Genomic DNA, 16,622 nt, shown 5'->3' on the forward strand with positions numbered 1-16,622 from the left:
AGAGATTGGCGGAGCAACGTTATCAGTAACGGCGATCTTCTTCCTTGTGCCGATAGATCTGGCGCAACGTCCAAAACATCCCGATCTGGCACAAAAGTATCAAGGCCGCGCTTGTGCTCATGATGTAGAAGTTCCACGAACCTGATCTGAAGTTCTCCTTTAAGTTGTGAACTTCAGGAAACCATTTTGAATACACCACTTGTACCGGGCTGCCGACTTCATAAACCGGGCCGCCCGCATAGCCGCTGGTGCTCACCATGCCTTCTTCGTTTAGATCGTCATGTTTGAAGTGGTAATACACATTGGTAATGGTGCCCCAGTCGCCGATCGCTTCCAGTTGAGTGACCTGCCCCGTCGTCTCCACGGGTGCCGCCTTGATCAAGGCATAAGGTACGCCCCGGCCTTTGGACAGAAACAGCATCAGTGCCAATACCAGCGTGGCAACAAACAGCATGATGGCGCGCGTGTACAGAAAGTCGCGTTGCGCCTCGCGTGGGTAGTACATATGAAGTCCTTTTCAACAGTGTGTTAAGCCTGAAACCTGATTATTCCTGCCCAATCGACTCCAAAAACTCCGACCGTTCATCACTCATCCGCGCCAGACAATCGTTCTGTTGAATCGCATATTCCTTGCTGCCCGTCACCGTCGGGAAGGTGTCCACTGCGCAATCGGCGTCACGCAATTTTTCCCATTTTTGCTGGGCATCCTTCAGACGAGCGGTAATGTCGGCCAGTTGCGACTTGTTGCTGCCATAGGTCGAACCCATGCGTTCGAGCAGGCCTTGATAGTTATCTTTAAGCAATTGGTCTGCGGTGGTCTTGTTGAAGGTGGCGCATTCCAGGGTTTGCTTGTCGTTTTCGATGCCATCGCAAGGCGTGTGGTCGGTGTCTTCGGCCGCGTGGACGCCGGTTGCGATGAGTGCCAAAGCCAGGAAAATCGATTTCATTGCGCCGTCTCATGTCAGGTGATGACGCAAATTCTGGCTCAAGCGTGGGACAAAGAACAGACGCTAGTAGGAGATGTCATGCAGGCCTTTGTCGCGGATTGACGCTTTCGGCAATTCCCCTGTCGTTTTTGCACCCGGTTCGTTCAGCCCCTGGGCATATGCTGGCCCCAAAGCGCCGGCAGACGATTCGGCGCATGAATCGCCAATAAGGGGACGCCTGATGAGCCCAGCCGAATTGCACGCCGACAGCATCGTTATCGACGGGCTGATCATTGCCAAGTGGAACCGCGACCTGTTTGAGGACATGCGCAAAGGTGGCCTCACCGCCGCCAATTGCACCGTGTCGGTGTGGGAAGGCTTCCAGGCCACGATTAACAACATCGTCGCCAGCCAGACCCTGATCCGCGAGAACAGCGACCTGGTGATCCCGGTGAAAACCACCGCCGACATCCGCAAAGCCAAGGAATTGGGCAAAACCGGCATCATCTTCGGCTTCCAGAATGCCCACGCGTTTGAAGACCAACTGGGCTACGTGGAGATCTTCAAGCAGCTCGGCGTTGGCGTGGTGCAGATGTGCTACAACACCCAAAACCTGGTCGGCACCGGTTGCTACGAGCGTGATGGCGGCCTGTCGGGCTTTGGCCGTGAGGTGGTGGGCGAGATGAACCGCGTCGGCATCATGTGCGACCTGTCCCACGTCGGCTCCAAGACCAGCGAAGAAGTCATCCTCGAATCGAAAAAGCCGGTGTGCTACTCCCACTGCCTGCCGTCCGGCCTTAAAGAGCACCCGCGCAACAAGTCCGATGAAGAACTCAAGTTCATCGCCGACCACGGCGGTTTTGTCGGCGTGACCATGTTCGCGCCGTTTTTGGCCAAGGGCATCGATTCGACCATCGACGACTACGCCGAAGCCATCGAATACACCATGAACATCGTCGGCGAAGACGCCATCGGCATCGGCACCGACTTCACCCAGGGCCATGGCCAGGATTTCTTCGAAATGCTGACCCACGACAAGGGCTACGCCCGCCGCCTGACCAGCTTCGGCAAGATCATCAACCCGCTGGGCATCCGCACCGTGGGCGAGTTCCCCAACCTCACCGAGACCCTGCTCAAGCGCGGCCACAGCGAGCGCGTGGTGCGCAAGATCATGGGCGAGAACTGGGTCAACGTCCTCAAGGACGTCTGGGGCGAGTGAATAACTCTGGAACCTACTCCGCTCGCCGATAGCTGCGTCAGGTCCTCGCGCCAAACTCGCCGTACGTCCCGTACTGTCTCGCTTGTCGCTCCGGTCCTTCCTTGCTCTCGACGTGCTCGCTACGGCTCCAAAGTCATTCACACGGCTTGTTTACAAGAGCAAAGCAAAAGCTTTGCGAAGCACTGAAAACGAATTTTCTGGAGTTAAGTTTCCATGGCCAAAATCGCCCCGCAATTGCCTATCGAAGTCGACAGCGAAACCGGTGTCTGGACGTCCGACGCCCTGCCCATGCTCTACGTGCCACGCCACTTTTTCGTCAACAACCACATGGGTATCGAAGAAGTCCTGGGCGCCGACGCCTACGCCGAAATCCTCTACAAAGCTGGCTACAAATCTGCCTGGCACTGGTGTGAAAAAGAAGCCGAATGCCACGGCCTGGAGGGCGTCGCGGTGTTCGAGCATTACATGAAGCGCCTGTCGCAGCGCGGCTGGGGCCTGTTCAAGATTCAGGACATCGACCTCGACAAAGGCACCGCCAGCGTCAAGCTCGAGCACTCGGCATTTGTTTACGTGTACGGCAAGGTCGGGCGCAAGGTTGACTACATGTTCACCGGCTGGTTTGCCGGTGCCATGGACCAGATTCTCGAGGCGCGTGGCAGCAAGGTTCGCACTGTTGCAGAGCAAGTCTACGGAGGCTCCGAAGAGGGCCACGACGACGGCCTGTTCACCGTCAAGCCGTTGTAAGCCGAGGACCCTGCCATGGCTTTCGAAGCAATGTTTGCGCCGATCCAGATCGGCAAACTGACCATCCGCAACCGCGTGCTCAGTACCGCCCACGCCGAGGTGTATGCCACCGACGGCGGCATGACCACCGACCGCTATGTGAAGTATTACGAAGAGAAAGCCAAGGGCGGGATCGGCCTGGCGATCTGCGGCGGTTCTTCCAGTGTGGCCATCGACAGCCCGCAAGGCTGGTGGAAATCGGTGAACCTGGCCGATGACCGCATCATTCCGCACTTCCAGAACCTGGCCGATGCCATGCACAAGCATGGCGCCAAGATCATGATCCAGATTACCCACATGGGCCGTCGCTCGCGCTGGGATGGCGAGCATTGGCCAACCCTGCTGTCGCCGTCGGGCATCCGCGAGCCGGTGCACCGTGCGACCTGCAAAACCATCGAGCCGGAAGAAATCTGGCGCGTGATCGGCAACTACGCCACGGCGGCAGCGCGCGCCAAGGCCGGTGGCCTGGACGGCGTGGAACTGTCGGCGGTGCACCAGCACATGATCGACCAGTTTTGGAGCCCGCGGGTCAACAAGCGCACCGATGAATGGGGCGGAAGTTTTGAAAACCGCATGCGGTTCGGCCTGGAAGTATTGAAGGCGGTGCGCAAGGAAGTCGGCCCGGATTTTTGCGTGGGCATCCGCCTGTGCGGCGATGAATTCCACCCGGACGGCCTGTCCCACGAGGACATGAAACAGATCGCCAAGTACTACGACGACACCGGCATGCTCGACTTTATCGGTGTGGTCGGCTCGGGCTGTGACACCCACAACACCCTGGCCAATGTGATCCCGAACATGAGTTATCCACCGGAGCCATTTTTGCATTTGGCCGCCGGTATCAAGGAAGTGGTCAAGGCGCCGGTGCTGCATGCGCAGAACATCAAGGACCCGAACCAGGCCACGCGCATCCTCGAAGGCGGCTACGTGGACATGGTCGGCATGACCCGCGCCCACATCGCCGACCCGCACCTGATCGCCAAGATCAAGATGGGCCAGATCGACCAGATCAAGCAGTGCGTCGGCGCCAACTACTGCATCGACCGCCAGTATCAAGGCCTGGACGTGCTGTGCATCCAGAATGCCGCGACCTCCCGTGAATACATGGGCGTGCCGCACATCATCGAAAAATCCACCGGGCCCAAACGCAAAGTCGTGGTAGTCGGTGCCGGCCCGGCCGGCATGGAAGCCGCGCGCGTTGCCGCTGAGCGTGGTCATGACGTCACGCTGTTCGAAAAGAAAGCCTTTATCGGTGGGCAAATCACCACCGCCTCCAAAGCGCCACAACGCGACCAGATCGCCGGTATCACGCGCTGGTTCCAGCTGGAACTGGCACGTTTGAACGTCGACCTGCGCCTGGGCGTGGCGGCAGACGCGGCAACCATCCTCGACCTGCGCCCGGACGTGGTGGTGCTGGCCGTCGGCGGCCATCCGTTCCTGGAGCAGAACGAACACTGGGGCGCGGCTGAAGGCCTGGTCGTCAGCAGCTGGGACGTGCTTGACGGCAAAGTCGCGCCGGGCAAAAACGTGCTGGTGTACGACACCATCTGCGAATTCACCGGCATGTCGGTGGCGGATTTCCTCGCTGACAAAGGCAGCCAGGTCGAGATCGTCACTGACGACATCAAGCCGGGCGTGGCCATCGGCGGTACGTCGTTCCCCACCTACTACCGCAGCATGTACCCCAAAGAAGTGATCATGACCGGCGACATGATGCTGGAAAAGGTCTACCGCGAAGGCGACAAGCTGGTGGCGGTGCTGGAGAACGAATACACCGGCGCCAAAGAGGAGCGGGTGGTTGATCAGGTGGTTGTCGAAAACGGCGTGCGCCCGGATGAAGAAATCTACTACGCACTCAAAGGCGGCTCGCGCAACAAAGGCCAGATGGACATCGAAGCGTTGTTCGCGATCAAGCCGCAGCCGTGTTTGAGCGAGCCGGGCGACGGGTATTTGCTGTTCCGCATTGGTGACTGTGTGGCGCAGCGTAATACCCACGCCGCGATCTATGACGCCCTGCGCCTGTGCAAGGATTTCTGATACCGCCGAACCAAAGTGGACTCGGTCAAAAATGTGGGAGGGGGCTTGCTCCCGATAGCGGTGGGTCAGCTACAGAGGTATCAACTGACAGTCCGCCATCGGGAGCAAGCCCGCTCCCACACAGGGCCAGTTTCACAGTAGACCTGTGTGGTCTGTGGGAGCTTCACCATGTTGAACACCTTGCTGCCTATTCTCTTGTTCACCGCCCTGGGCCTTGCGGTCCTCGGCGCCCTGCGCCGGGCGAACATGTGGCGCCGTGGCCGCGCCTCCAGGGTCGACCTGCTCGGTGGTCTTTTGGCCATGCCCAAGCGCTACATGGTCGACCTGCACCACGTGGTGGCCCGCGACAAATACATCGCCAACACCCATGTCGCCACCGCACTGGGCTTTGTGCTGTCGGCGTTGCTGGCGATTCTGGTGCACGGTTTCGGCCTGCATAACCGCATTCTCGGCTATGCCTTGCTGCTGGCCTCGGTGCTGATGTTTGTCGGCGCCACCTTTGTCTACCTGCGCCGCCGCAACCCGCCGTCGCGCCTGTCGAAAGGTCCGTGGATGCGCCTGCCGAAAAGCCTGATGGCGTTCTCGGTGAGCTTCTTTGTGGTGACTTTACCGGTGGCCGGGATTCTGCCCGCTGACTTCGGTGGCTGGCTGCTCGCTGCGCTGCTCGGCGTGGGTGTGCTGTGGGGCGTGAGCGAGATGTTCTTCGGCATGACCTGGGGCGGCCCGATGAAGCACGCCTTCGCCGGTGCCCTGCACCTGGCCTGGCACCGCCGCGCCGAGCGCTTCGGCGGCGGCCGTTCCACCGGTTTGAAACCGCTGGACCTGAGCGACAAAACCGCGCCGCTGGGCGTGCAGAAACCGGTGGATTTCACCTGGAACCAACTGCTTGGTTTCGACGCCTGTGTGCAGTGCGGCAAGTGCGAAGCGGCGTGCCCGGCCTTCGCCGCCGGCCAGCCGCTTAACCCGAAAAAACTGATTCAGGACATGGTCGTCGGCCTGGCCGGCGGCACCGATGCCAACTTCGCCGGCAGCCCTTACCCAGGCAAAGCCGTGGGCGAACACGGCGGCAACCCGCACCAGCCAATCGTCAACGGCCTGGTGGATGCCGATACCTTATGGTCGTGCACCACCTGCCGCGCCTGCGTGGAAGAGTGCCCGATGATGATCGAGCACGTGGACGCCATCGTCGACATGCGCCGCTACCTGACCCTGGAAAAAGGCGCGACCCCGAACAAGGGCGCCGAAGTCCTCGAAAACCTGATCGCCACCGACAACCCCGGCGGCTTTGCACCGGGCGGCCGGCTGAACTGGGCGGCGGATTTGAACCTGCCATTGCTCAGCGAAAAAGGCACCACCGACGTGCTGTTCTGGGTGGGCGACGGCGCGTTCGACATGCGCAACCAACGCACCCTGCGCGCGTTCGTCAAAGTGCTGAAAGCGGCCAGGGTCGACTTTGCCGTACTCGGCCTCGAAGAGCGCGACAGTGGCGACGTGGCTCGGCGGCTGGGCGATGAAGCCACCTTCCAGCTGCTGGCCACGCGCAATATCCAGACCCTGGAAAAGTATTGCTTCAAGCGCATCGTCACCTGCGACCCGCACAGCTTCCACGTGCTGAAAAACGAGTACGGCGCCTTCAACGGCAACTACCTCGTGCAGCACCACAGCACCTTCATGGCCGAGCTGATCGGCGACGGCGCGTTGAACCTGGGCCAGCACAAAGGCAACAGCGTGACCTATCACGACCCGTGTTACCTGGGCCGCTACAACGGCGAATACGAGGCACCGCGCCAGGTGCTGCGGGCGCTGGGGATTGAGGTCAAGGAGATGCAACGCTCGGGCTTGCGTTCACGCTGCTGCGGCGGCGGTGGCGGCGCGCCGATCACTGACATTCCCGGCAAGCAACGGATCCCGGACATGCGCATGGACGACATCCGCGAGACCGGTGCCGAACTGGTGGCCGTGGGTTGCCCGCAGTGCACAGCGATGCTGGAAGGGGTGGTCGAACCGCGTCCCTTGATCAAGGACATTGCCGAGTTGGTGGCTGACGCGTTGCTTGAAGATGCAGCGCCCACCAAGGCTCCAATCCAGCGTGAACCTGCGGAGGTGCACTGATGAGCGACATTATCCGCCGCGACCCAAGGGCCGAATGGATCGCCCGCAACCGTCTGCACCCGCTGCATGCGGCGATGCAGCCGGTACTACAGAGCTGGATGGGGCCAAACGGCGTGATCCGCAAAAACGTGCACGGCGCCGGTTTCATCGGCCCCAACGGCATCAAGCGCATCGACCGCAGCGGCGCTCAACAGGGCGGCGCGGCCAAGCGTACGGCGGCAGTAGAAGTGCAGTTGCCGCTGCATCAGGTGCCGGCACCGGCGTTTTACATCAACGTGGTACCCGACATGGTCGGCGGCCGCCTGAGCAGCCACGACCGCGACTTGCTCGGCCTGGCGCGTCAGTTGGCGGGCAGCGACGGCGCGGTGCTGGCGGTGGTGTTTGGTGAACACAAGGAAAGTGCCTTTGCCACGGCGGGTGTCGACCGCCTGCTGGTGCTGGAAGGCCACGCCTTCGACGGTTATTCACCGGAGCAACGCGTCCAGGGCCTGCGGGCTGTGGATAACCAGTTCAGCCCGCGCCATTGGCTGCTGCCGGACAGCCGCAGTGGCGGCGGCGAATTGGGCCGGCGCTTTGCCGCAAGCCTCAAGGAACGCCCGGCCACACGCGTCTGGCAGATCAAGGGCGAAGACTGCATCGGCCGCGCCGGTGCGGGCCAGGAGGATTTGGCCCGGCCACTGCCGCGCCTGATTCTGGCGGCGGCGGAATGCGCCGAACCGGTCAGCGAAACCCGTCACGAAGTGTTGCCCGTAGAGTTATCCACACCCTTGGCGCGCAGCCTGCCGCGTATCGAAGACCTTGGCGCGGTGGCGGTGGACCCGGCAGCCATTCCAATGGCCGAAGCCGAATTTATTTTCTCCGGCGGCAATGGCGTGAAGGACTGGGCGCTGTTCCACCAAACCGCCGCCGCACTCGGCGCCACCGAAGGCGCCTCAAGGGTGGCCGTGGACGACGGTTTTATGGCCCGCGACCGTCAGGTCGGGGCGAGCGGCACCTGGGTCACGGCGCGGGTGTACGTGGCTGTGGGTATTTCCGGGGCGATCCAGCACCTGCAAGGCATCGGTGCCTGCGACAAGGTGGTGGCAATCAACCTCGACCCAGGCTGCGACATGATCAAGCGTGCCGACCTGTCGGTGATCGGCGAAAGCGCCGCGATTCTGCAAGCCTTGATCGCGGCCGTTGAGACCTACCGCAACGGCGCCAAGCGCGATGCAGCTTAAGGATATGGCCATGACCACGAATGTAATCAGCCTGGTGTCCATCGGCGCCCACCCGACTTCCGGGCGCCCGCGCCGCGCCGAGCAGGACGCGCGCGCTGTCGAGCTGGGCCTGCAACTAGCTGGGGATAAGTTGCAGGTGTTGCACGCAGGCGACATCCACGAACCGACATTGCGCAGCTACCTGGGCATGGGCGTGCCGCAGCTGCACGTGCTGGAACAACCGGCGGGCAGCGATGCGTTGCCGGTGCTCAGCGATTATTTGCGTGAGGCGGGCGCCCAAGTGGTGCTCGCCGGCAGCCAGGCGGAAACCGGCGAAGGCTCGGGCATGTTGCCGTTCCTGCTGGCCGAGCAACTGGGCTGGCCGCTGATCGTGGGGCTGGCGCAGGTTGAATCCATCGACGGCGGCGTGGCGCACGTGCTGCAAGCGTTGCCGCGCGGTCAGCGGCGACGCCTTAAGGTGCGGCTGCCGTTTCTGGCCACGGTGGATAACGCCGCGCCCAAACCACGCCAAAGCGCCTACGGCCCGGCGCAGCGCGGTGAGTTGGCCGCGCATGACGTCGAGATCGAGCAAGATGAGTTATTCACAGGCGCGCTGTTGCAACCGGCCAAGCCTCGGCCCAAGCGCCTCAAGGTGATCAAGGCCAAGAGCGGTGCGGATCGGATGAAGGCTGCGACCGCCAAAGCCAGTGGCGGCGGTGGGCAGGTGCTCAAGGGCCTGAGCCCGGAAGCGGGCGCGCAGGCAATTCTCAAGCTGCTCATAGAAGAGGGAGTCGTGCGCTGATCAAAAATGTGGGAGGGGGCTTGCTCCCGATGGCGGTGTGTCAGTCAGCTCATCTGTAGCTGAGCCACCGCTATCGGGAGCAAGCCCCCTCCCACATTGTTTTTGCATTGCCCAAGGGATTACCCACAATCCCTGTTGATCCGCCTGTGGATAACCTGTTCGCGCTTGTCCACAGCCCCTGTATATAGCGCCCTGCAGCCCTCTGTACGAAAAATAACCAGGCTAACTAACGGTTTTTCCTAGGGTTTTCCTCTGAATAACTTTAGTCCAGGGGACAGACTTGCCCCCAAAGTCTGTTGGCGCTTCTGTGGATAAGATGTTTGCTACTGGCTGCAGCCCATGTAAACAGAGGCTTTGCGTGAGTTGGTTAAAACGTGATCAATTCGGGCTATTTATCGAATTAAAACCCTGAATGCCCCGGTTTATGCAGGTTTTAGGCGGTTTTCCACAGCACGACCAAAGTTGCCCCCAAAGTCTGTTGGTGCTTCTGTGGATAAGGTGTTCGCGTAGTGCTACAGGCCACGTATACCGTGGCTTTCAAGGTATTGATCAATAAATGATCAAAGGTGTGAGAAACCCGTCAACTTGAATAAGTCACGGATTTTCTTCATTAATTTTTGAGGGGGGAGCGTACTTGCCCACAATTGCTGTGGGTGGCTCTGTGGATAAGTTGTTGGGTAAAGGCTGGAGGGCTTATCTATAAAGGGCTGCGGGAGAACTGATCAAATCTTGAACAATGTGGCGATCCAAATGTGGGAGCTGGCTTGCCTGCGATGACTGCAGTGAATTCACCGCCGCTATCGCAGGCAAGCCAGCTCCCACAGTGTTGAACTGTGGCGTGTCAGTTATTCATGCACAGCAACGCCCTTCAGATAAGGCGCGGGCGCCGCGCCCAAATTACTCAGCAAGCGCTCGCTGTACCAATCCACAAAGTTCACCACGCCAAACTCATAGGTTTTGGAGTACGGCCCAGGCTGATAAGCCGTGGAGTTGATCCCGCGCTGGTTCTCTTCGGCCAGGCGACGGTCCTGATCGTTGGTGGCATCCCACACTTTACGCATGCGCTCTACGTCGTAGTCCACGCCTTCCACCGCGTCCTTGTGCACGATCCACTTGGTGGTGACCATGGTTTCCTGGGCGCTGATCGGCCACACGGTGAACACAATGATGTGGTCGCCCATGCAGTGGTTCCACGAGTGGGGCAAGTGCAGGATGCGCATCGAGCCCAGGTCCGGGTTTTTGATGCGGCCCATCAGCTTGTTGCAGCCTTGCTTGCCGTCCAGGGTCATCGACACGGTGCCCTTGAGCAGCGGCATGCGCACGATGCGGTTGCGCAGGCCAAAGCTGGCGTGGGCGTAAGGAATTTTTTCGGCATCCCAGGCGGCGGCCGATGCGGCGACGTGGTCCTTGAAGGCCTGGTCGGCGCGCGGGTCGGTGACGTCGTCCCATTCCAGCAGGGTTTTCAACAGTTCCGGGTGCGACGCGTTGCAGTGGTAGCACTCGCGGTTGTTTTCCAGCACCAGCTTCCAGTTGGCTTTTTCAAACAAGGTGGTGGTAATCGCCACCTTGGTGTTCTCCATGTCGTACGGTTCCATGTAATGGCTCAGCGTCGACAGGAAGTCATCAATGGCCGGCGGGTTCTCGGCCAGGCTGACGAAAATGTAGCCGCCGGCGGTTTTCACGTTTACCGGCTTGAGGCCGTATTGCTTCATGTCGAAGTCGGCGCCCATCTCGGTGCCGGCGAACAACAGACGACCGTCCAGCTCGTAGGTCCACTGGTGGTAGTGGCAGACGAGTTTGGCCACCTTGCCCTTGTCGCTGGTGCACAAACGCGAACCCCGGTGGCGGCAGACGTTGTGGAAGGCATGCACCACGCCGTCGGCGCCACGGATCACGATGATCGGGTTTTTGCCGATTTGCAGGGTGATGTAATTGCCCTTGGTCGGGATCTCGCAGGTCATGCCGGCGATCAACCACTCTTTCTGAAAAATTTCCTGCATGTCGATATCGAACAGCCGCTCATCAGAGTAGAACGGCTGCGGCAGCGAAAAGGTGCGCTCGCGCTCTTGCAGCATTTGCGCGGTGGCCTTGCGTGCGGGTTCCAGCGGATCGCCCAAGCTTAAGGTTGCGGTGACGTCCATCGTGTGTGTCCTCAGGGCCATTCTGCGTGGCCGGCGAATAGTGGCTACGGTTGTCGCTTTGCAAGGCGTAAAGAAAGCGTCTTTGTTGTGAGCGAGTGTGGGGCCGCCGAACACCAGAACCTTGTCCATTAGCGACATGGCCCACTCTGATCCCGACGCGCAACCCCCGTGATATGGGGGCTGGTCGCGATAAGTATGTGAATGTCGCAGATAGGTAAATGGGCAGTTGCGGCGTTACGCAGAATCGCCACCATAAAGCCGAACATCGGCAGTGGAGAGCAAGCATGTCCAATAATTTCCTGAACCCGGTAACCACCCAGACCTGGGCCAATGGTCGGCACATCGTCCGTTGCGTCAAAGTCATCCAGGAAACCTGGGACGTGCGCACTTTCTGCTTCATGGCCGACCAGCCGATCCTGTTCTTTTTCAAGCCCGGGCAGTTCGTCACCCTGGAGCTGGAAATCGAAGGCCAGCCGATCATGCGCTCCTACACCATCTCCAGCTCGCCGTCGGTGCCGTACAGCTTCTCGGTGACGATCAAGCGCGTGCCGGGCGGCAAGGTCTCCAACTGGTTGCACGACACATTGCATGAAGGGCAGGAATTGGCAGTGCACGGCCCGGTCGGGCTGTTCAACGCCATCGACTTCAGCAACCCCAAAGTGCTGTATTTGAGCGGCGGCGTGGGTATCACGCCGGTCATGTCCATGGCGCGCTGGTACTACGACACCAACGCCAATGTCGACATGACGTTTATCCACAGCGCCCGTTCGCCCAAAGACATCATTTACCACCGCGAGCTGGAGCACATGGCGTCGCGGATCGACAATTTCAGCCTGCACCTGATCTGCGAGAAGCACGGCCTGGGCGAGCCGTGGGCCGGTTATCGCGGTTATCTGAACCACAAGATGCTCGAACTGATGGTGCCCGACTTCCTCGAGCGCGAAGTGTTCTGCTGCGGCCCGACGCCGTACATGAGCGCGGTGAAGCGCATGCTGGAAGCGGCCGGGTTCGACATGACGCGTTACCACGAAGAATCCTTCGGCGCGACGCCGCCGGAAGCGCGTGCCGATGCGGTAGAGCAAGCCGAACAAGCCGCCGATGCACCGGAAATCGACCTGGCGGATCTGCACCAGGTGGAGTTCATTGCTTCGGGCAAAAGCATTCGCGTGGCGCCCGGCGAAACCGTGCACGCGGCGGCAGCCAAGCTGGGCTTGTTGATTCCTAAAGCCTGCGGCATGGGCATTTGCGGGACGTGTAAGGTGATGAAGCTGGGGGGCGAGGTCGAGATGGAGCACAACGGCGGCATCACCGAGGAAGACGAAGCCGAGGGTTACATCCTGTCGTGCTGCAGCGTGCCGAAGGGCGACGTGCGCATCGAGTTCTAACCGCCAGCCCTTTCAAGGTCTGTGGAAATCTTTCCGATAGGGAGAACGCTATCCCCGTGGCGAGCGGGCTTGCCCCGCGTTGGGCTGCGCAGCAGCCCCAAACCAGCGGCCGGAGATTGTCTGACTCACCGCATTCTTCCTTTCCAGGGCCGCTGCGCAGCCCAACGCGGGGCAAGCCCGCTCGCCACGGGGTACGTAGCTGACCCACCGCTATCGCAGGCAAGTCAGCTCCCACAGTTGGTTATGGGTAGGGGTTATTGGGCGTAGATGTGAACGACGAAGTGCTGGCCGGATGCTGTCAATTCGTAGACTTTATCGTAAACCCGCAATGTCCTTGAGGGCTCGCGGATGGTGTCACCGACTTTTGCGTACTTCCTGAACTCGTCCCAGTCGATGATGGTGGTGCTGTCAGTGCCTTCGCTTCGCAGGCTGGTGCCGCTGCTCACATATTCCATGGGTGTAGCCTCTTTTGGATTTCCGTTTCCGGCCGAACATTCGGCAGGCAGTTGTTCCCGAAAGGGGGCCGCTGCAGCGGGCTTTTCCTTTCGGGTTCCAAGAGGCTAGTCGATGAAAATCAAGTGGGATGCTGTCGGAAACACCAAATAACAGTCTCGGCAATCCGCCATTACTCGTCGTGCTTAAGCGCCCATCACTTCCCGAATATCTGCGGCCAATTCTCTTACGCGCTCTTCCTCGGTATCCCACGCACACATGAACCGCGCGCCGCCTTTGCCGATGAAGGTGTAGAAACGCCAGCCCTTGGCTGTCAGCGCTTCGATGGCCGCTTCCGAGAGTTGCAGGAACACGCCGTTGGCCTGCACCGGGAACATCAGTTCCACGCCCGGAATGTCCGCTACCAGGCTGCTCAATAGTTGCGCGCAGCGGTTGGCGTGGCGGGCGTGTTTGAGCCAGGCGTCGTTTTCCAGCAAGCCTACCCATGGGGCAGACAGGAAGCGCATTTTCGACGCCAACTGGCCTGCCTGTTTGCAGCGGTAATCGAAGTCTTCGGCCAGCTTGTGGTTGAAGAACAAAATCGCTTCGCCCACGGCCATGCCGTTTTTGGTGCCTCCAAAGCACAGCACGTCCACGCCGGCTTTCCAGGTCAGGTCGGCCGGCGAGCAACCAAGGAACGCGCAGGCGTTGGAGAAGCGCGCGCCGTCCATGTGCAGGTTCAGGCCCAGTTCCTTGCAGGTGGCGCTGATGGCGCGGATTTCTTCCGGGGTGTACACGCTGCCGACTTCCGTGGCCTGGGTCAGGGTGACCACGCGCGGTTTCGGGTAATGGATATCCTGACGTTTGAGGGCGATCTCGCGGATCGATTCCGGGGTCAGCTTGCCGTTTTCGGTACGCGCCACAAGCAGCTTGGAGCCGTTGGAGAAAAACTCCGGCGCGCCACATTCGTCGGTCTCCACGTGGGCGGTTTCCGAGCAAATCACGCTATGGTAGCTCTGGCACAAGGACGACAGCGCCAATGAGTTGGCGGCGGTGCCGTTGAAGGCGAAGAACACTTCGCAGTCGGTTTCGAACAGGTTGCGGAAACCGTCGGCGGCGCGGTGGGTCCATTCATCATCGCCATAGGCGCGTTGATGGCCCTGGTTGGCTTGTTCCATGGCGGCCCAGGCTTCCGGGCAAATGCCGGAATAGTTGTCACTGGCGAATTGTTGGCTCTTGTCGGTCATGGCCCATTCCTGTGGTCGATGTTGGTGCGCACTGTAACCAAGATCGTTGGGGGTGCGCACGCACTGTAAATGCAAAGTCACTGGGGAATTATGCACGGTACTCAAACCTTGCCTGTCGGACGCGTCCGCGATGGCGCTCTGGATTTGCTCAAGTGGCTGGCGCTGCTGAGCATGGTGCTGGACCACTTGCGCTATGTCGGTTTAAGCCTTGATGGCCTGTATGTACCGGGCCGCCTGGCGTTCCCGTGGTTTTGCCTGGCGATTGCGGCCAATCTGCACGGGGCCCGAAACGCCCCTGTCACGGGCCAGTGGCGATATCTGGGCTGGCTGCTGCTGTTCAGCGTAATCAGCGAAGTGCCGTATCGGCTGTTTATCGAGGATGCCGATACGTTGAATGTGCTGCCAACCTTGGCGCTGGGCCTGCTGGTTGCCAGAGGATGGCAGCAGAAGGCGCTTTTTGATCGAGGATTGGCACTGATTGCCGTCGCGGTAGCGGCGGTGTTTTCTACCCAACTGATGTTCGGTTTTTTCGGTGTGTTATTGCCGCTGGCGATGCTGCTGGTGTTTCGTCGCCCGTGGTATTTCAGCGTGTTGCCGGGTTTGGTGTGCCTGGCCGCCAACCAGTGGCAGATTTTGCTCAATAGCGGCACGCCTGTGGCGTTGATGGGGTTGGTTACATGTCTGATTGGGCCATTGGCCGGGCTGTTTCTGTTGCGACACGCCAGAAATGCCTCGCCACCGGCCATGCGCCGTTGGGCGTATGCCCTCTATCCTGCACATTTCCTGCTGCTGCTATTCGTCCGCCAAATCACCGCCTAACCCCTGTGGGAGGGGGCTTGCTCCCGATGACGGTGTGTCAGCTTGTACAGGTAGAGCCTGACCCACCGCTATCGGGAGCAAGCCCCCTCCCACACAAGCCCTATTCCACATTTGTTTCGGTGTTGTTCGCGCCATGTCGTAAACGCACCTTTGCGTGGCGTGCGTAGGCATTTGGCCTGCCAGCGCCAGCCCTACCATCGCATCAAAGGGCCCTGCACGGGCCTTAACAATACGAAAGGCTGGGAGAGACGCGATGTTCAGCAAAAAAGACCAGATCCAGGGATATGACGACGCATTGCTCGCGGCCATGAATGCCGAAGAGCAGCGTCAGGAAGACCATATCGAGCTGATCGCGTCGGAGAACTACACCAGCAAACGTGTGATGCAAGCGCAGGGCAGTGGCCTCACCAACAAATACGCCGAAGGCTATCCGGGCAAGCGCTACTACGGTGGCTGCGAGCATGTGGACAAGGTTGAAGTGCTGGCCATTGAGCGCGCCAAGCAGCTCTTTGGCGCCGATTACGCCAACGTGCAGCCGCACTCCGGCTCGTCCGCCAACAGCGCGGTGTACCTAGCCCTGCTGAATGCGGGCGACACCATCCTCGGCATGAGCCTGGCCCACGGCGGTCACCTGACCCACGGCGCCAAAGTGTCGTCCTCGGGCAAGCTGTACAACGCGGTGCAATACGGCATCAACACCGACACCGGTTTGATCGACTACGACGAAGTCGAGCGCCTGGCGGTCGAGCACAAGCCGAAGATGGTGGTGGCCGGTTTCTCTGCCTACTCCAAAACCCTGGATTTCCCGCGCTTTCGCGCCATCGCCGACAAGGTCGGCGCACTGCTGTTCGTCGACATGGCCCACGTCGCCGGCCTGGTCGCCGCTGGCCTGTACCCGAACCCGCTGCCGTACGCCGACGTGGTCACCACCACCACCCACAAGACCCTGCGCGGTCCGCGTGGCGGCCTGATTTTGGCCCGTGCCAACGAAGAAATTGAAAAGAAACTCAACTCTGCCGTGTTCCCGGGCGCCCAGGGCGGCCCACTGATGCACGTCATCGCCGGCAAGGCGGTGTGCTTCAAGGAAGCCCAGGAGCCTGGCTTCAAGGCCTATCAACAGCAAGTGATTCATAACGCCCAGGCCATGGCCGAGGTGTTTATCAAACGCGGGTATGACGTGGTGTCCGGCGGCACCGACAACCACCTGTTCCTGGTCAGCCTGATCCGTCAGGGCCTCACCGGCAAAGAGGCGGACGCCGCCCTCGGTCGCGCCCATATCACCGTCAACAAGAACGCCGTGCCGAATGACCCGCAGTCGCCGTTCGTGACCTCGGGCCTGCGCATCGGTACCCCGGCGGTGACCACGCGTGGTTTCAAAGTGGGGCAGTGCATCGAACTGGCCGGCTGGATCTGCGACATCCTCGACAACCTCGGCGACGCCGATGTCGAGGCCAACGTGGCCAAGCACGTGTCTGCCCTGTGCGCTGATTTCCCGGTTTATCGCTGAGCGCGGTTTTGGA

14 protein-coding genes are annotated in these 16,622 nt (G+C 60.4%); 9 read left to right on the plus strand and 5 right to left on the minus strand.

The window, feature by feature from the left end; translation table 11 throughout:
* Positions 1-22: 22 nt before the first annotated feature.
* Together Q7C20_RS07145 and Q7C20_RS07150 are read right to left on the minus strand one after the other, a co-directional pair.
* Positions 23-505, minus strand: coding sequence for a hypothetical protein (locus Q7C20_RS07145; protein WP_375066546.1), 483 nt, complete (start codon positions 503-505; stop codon positions 23-25).
* Between the two features lie 40 nt (positions 506-545).
* On the minus strand, positions 546-947 hold the full coding sequence (locus tag Q7C20_RS07150; protein ID WP_348062000.1) for a lysozyme inhibitor LprI family protein: 402 nt from the start codon (positions 945-947) through the stop codon (positions 546-548).
* A 220-nt stretch (positions 948-1,167) separates the two neighbouring features.
* On the opposite strand from Q7C20_RS07150, the gene Q7C20_RS07155 reads away from it, so the two are divergent.
* From Q7C20_RS07155 to Q7C20_RS07180, 6 genes are all read left to right on the plus strand, one after another.
* The gene (locus Q7C20_RS07155) at positions 1,168-2,145 is read left to right on the plus strand and encodes a dipeptidase (RefSeq protein WP_375066547.1); all 978 of its coding nucleotides are present in this window, start codon (positions 1,168-1,170) and stop codon (positions 2,143-2,145) included.
* Between the two features lie 213 nt (positions 2,146-2,358).
* A complete protein-coding gene (locus Q7C20_RS07160) occupies positions 2,359-2,889 on the plus strand; it encodes a DUF5943 domain-containing protein (protein WP_201125557.1) in 531 nt (176 codons plus the stop codon).
* A 15-nt stretch (positions 2,890-2,904) separates the two neighbouring features.
* Positions 2,905-4,965, plus strand: coding sequence for a dimethylglycine demethylation protein DgcA (dgcA, locus tag Q7C20_RS07165; protein ID WP_375066548.1), 2,061 nt, complete (start codon positions 2,905-2,907; stop codon positions 4,963-4,965).
* Positions 4,966-5,133: 168 nt separating this feature from the next.
* A complete protein-coding gene (dgcB, locus tag Q7C20_RS07170; RefSeq protein WP_375066549.1) occupies positions 5,134-7,077 on the plus strand; it encodes a dimethylglycine demethylation protein DgcB in 1,944 nt (647 codons plus the stop codon).
* Positions 7,077-8,297, plus strand: coding sequence for an electron transfer flavoprotein subunit alpha/FixB family protein (locus Q7C20_RS07175; RefSeq protein ID WP_375066550.1), 1,221 nt, complete (start codon positions 7,077-7,079; stop codon positions 8,295-8,297). The genes dgcB and Q7C20_RS07175 overlap by 1 nt, the downstream gene beginning before the upstream one ends.
* Positions 8,298-8,307: 10 nt before the next feature.
* Positions 8,308-9,078 carry an electron transfer flavoprotein subunit beta gene (locus tag Q7C20_RS07180; protein ID WP_375066551.1) on the plus strand — a complete coding sequence of 257 codons (771 nt, stop codon included), beginning with the start codon at positions 8,308-8,310 and terminating at the stop codon, positions 9,076-9,078.
* Between the two features lie 845 nt (positions 9,079-9,923).
* Here Q7C20_RS07180 and gbcA read toward each other — a convergent pair.
* On the minus strand, positions 9,924-11,219 hold the full coding sequence (gbcA, locus tag Q7C20_RS07185; RefSeq protein WP_375066552.1) for a glycine-betaine demethylase subunit GbcA: 1,296 nt from the start codon (positions 11,217-11,219) through the stop codon (positions 9,924-9,926).
* A 284-nt stretch (positions 11,220-11,503) separates the two neighbouring features.
* On the opposite strand from gbcA, the gene gbcB reads away from it, so the two are divergent.
* A complete protein-coding gene (gbcB, locus tag Q7C20_RS07190) occupies positions 11,504-12,604 on the plus strand; it encodes a glycine-betaine demethylase subunit GbcB (protein WP_375066553.1) in 1,101 nt (366 codons plus the stop codon).
* 254 nt (positions 12,605-12,858) lie between these two features.
* Here gbcB and Q7C20_RS07195 read toward each other — a convergent pair whose 3' ends face one another.
* Together Q7C20_RS07195 and Q7C20_RS07200 are read right to left on the minus strand one after the other, a co-directional pair.
* Positions 12,859-13,059 (minus strand): hypothetical protein, encoded by a 201-nt coding sequence (locus Q7C20_RS07195; RefSeq protein ID WP_375066554.1) that lies wholly within the window; start codon positions 13,057-13,059, stop codon positions 12,859-12,861.
* Positions 13,060-13,242: 183 nt separating this feature from the next.
* Positions 13,243-14,283 (minus strand): threonine aldolase family protein, encoded by a 1,041-nt coding sequence (locus tag Q7C20_RS07200; protein ID WP_375066555.1) that lies wholly within the window; start codon positions 14,281-14,283, stop codon positions 13,243-13,245.
* Between the two features lie 90 nt (positions 14,284-14,373).
* On the opposite strand from Q7C20_RS07200, the gene Q7C20_RS07205 reads away from it, so the two are divergent.
* Together Q7C20_RS07205 and glyA are read left to right on the plus strand one after the other, a co-directional pair.
* Positions 14,374-15,102 (plus strand): TraX family protein, encoded by a 729-nt coding sequence (locus tag Q7C20_RS07205; RefSeq protein WP_375066556.1) that lies wholly within the window; start codon positions 14,374-14,376, stop codon positions 15,100-15,102.
* Positions 15,103-15,355: 253 nt separating this feature from the next.
* The gene (gene glyA, locus Q7C20_RS07210) at positions 15,356-16,609 is read left to right on the plus strand and encodes a serine hydroxymethyltransferase (protein ID WP_375066557.1); all 1,254 of its coding nucleotides are present in this window, start codon (positions 15,356-15,358) and stop codon (positions 16,607-16,609) included.
* Positions 16,610-16,622 lie beyond the last annotated feature (13 nt).

This window comes from Pseudomonas sp. AMR01, from assembly GCF_041946035.1.
In the GTDB taxonomy this organism is placed as follows: domain Bacteria; phylum Pseudomonadota; class Gammaproteobacteria; order Pseudomonadales; family Pseudomonadaceae; genus Aquipseudomonas; species Aquipseudomonas antarctica_B.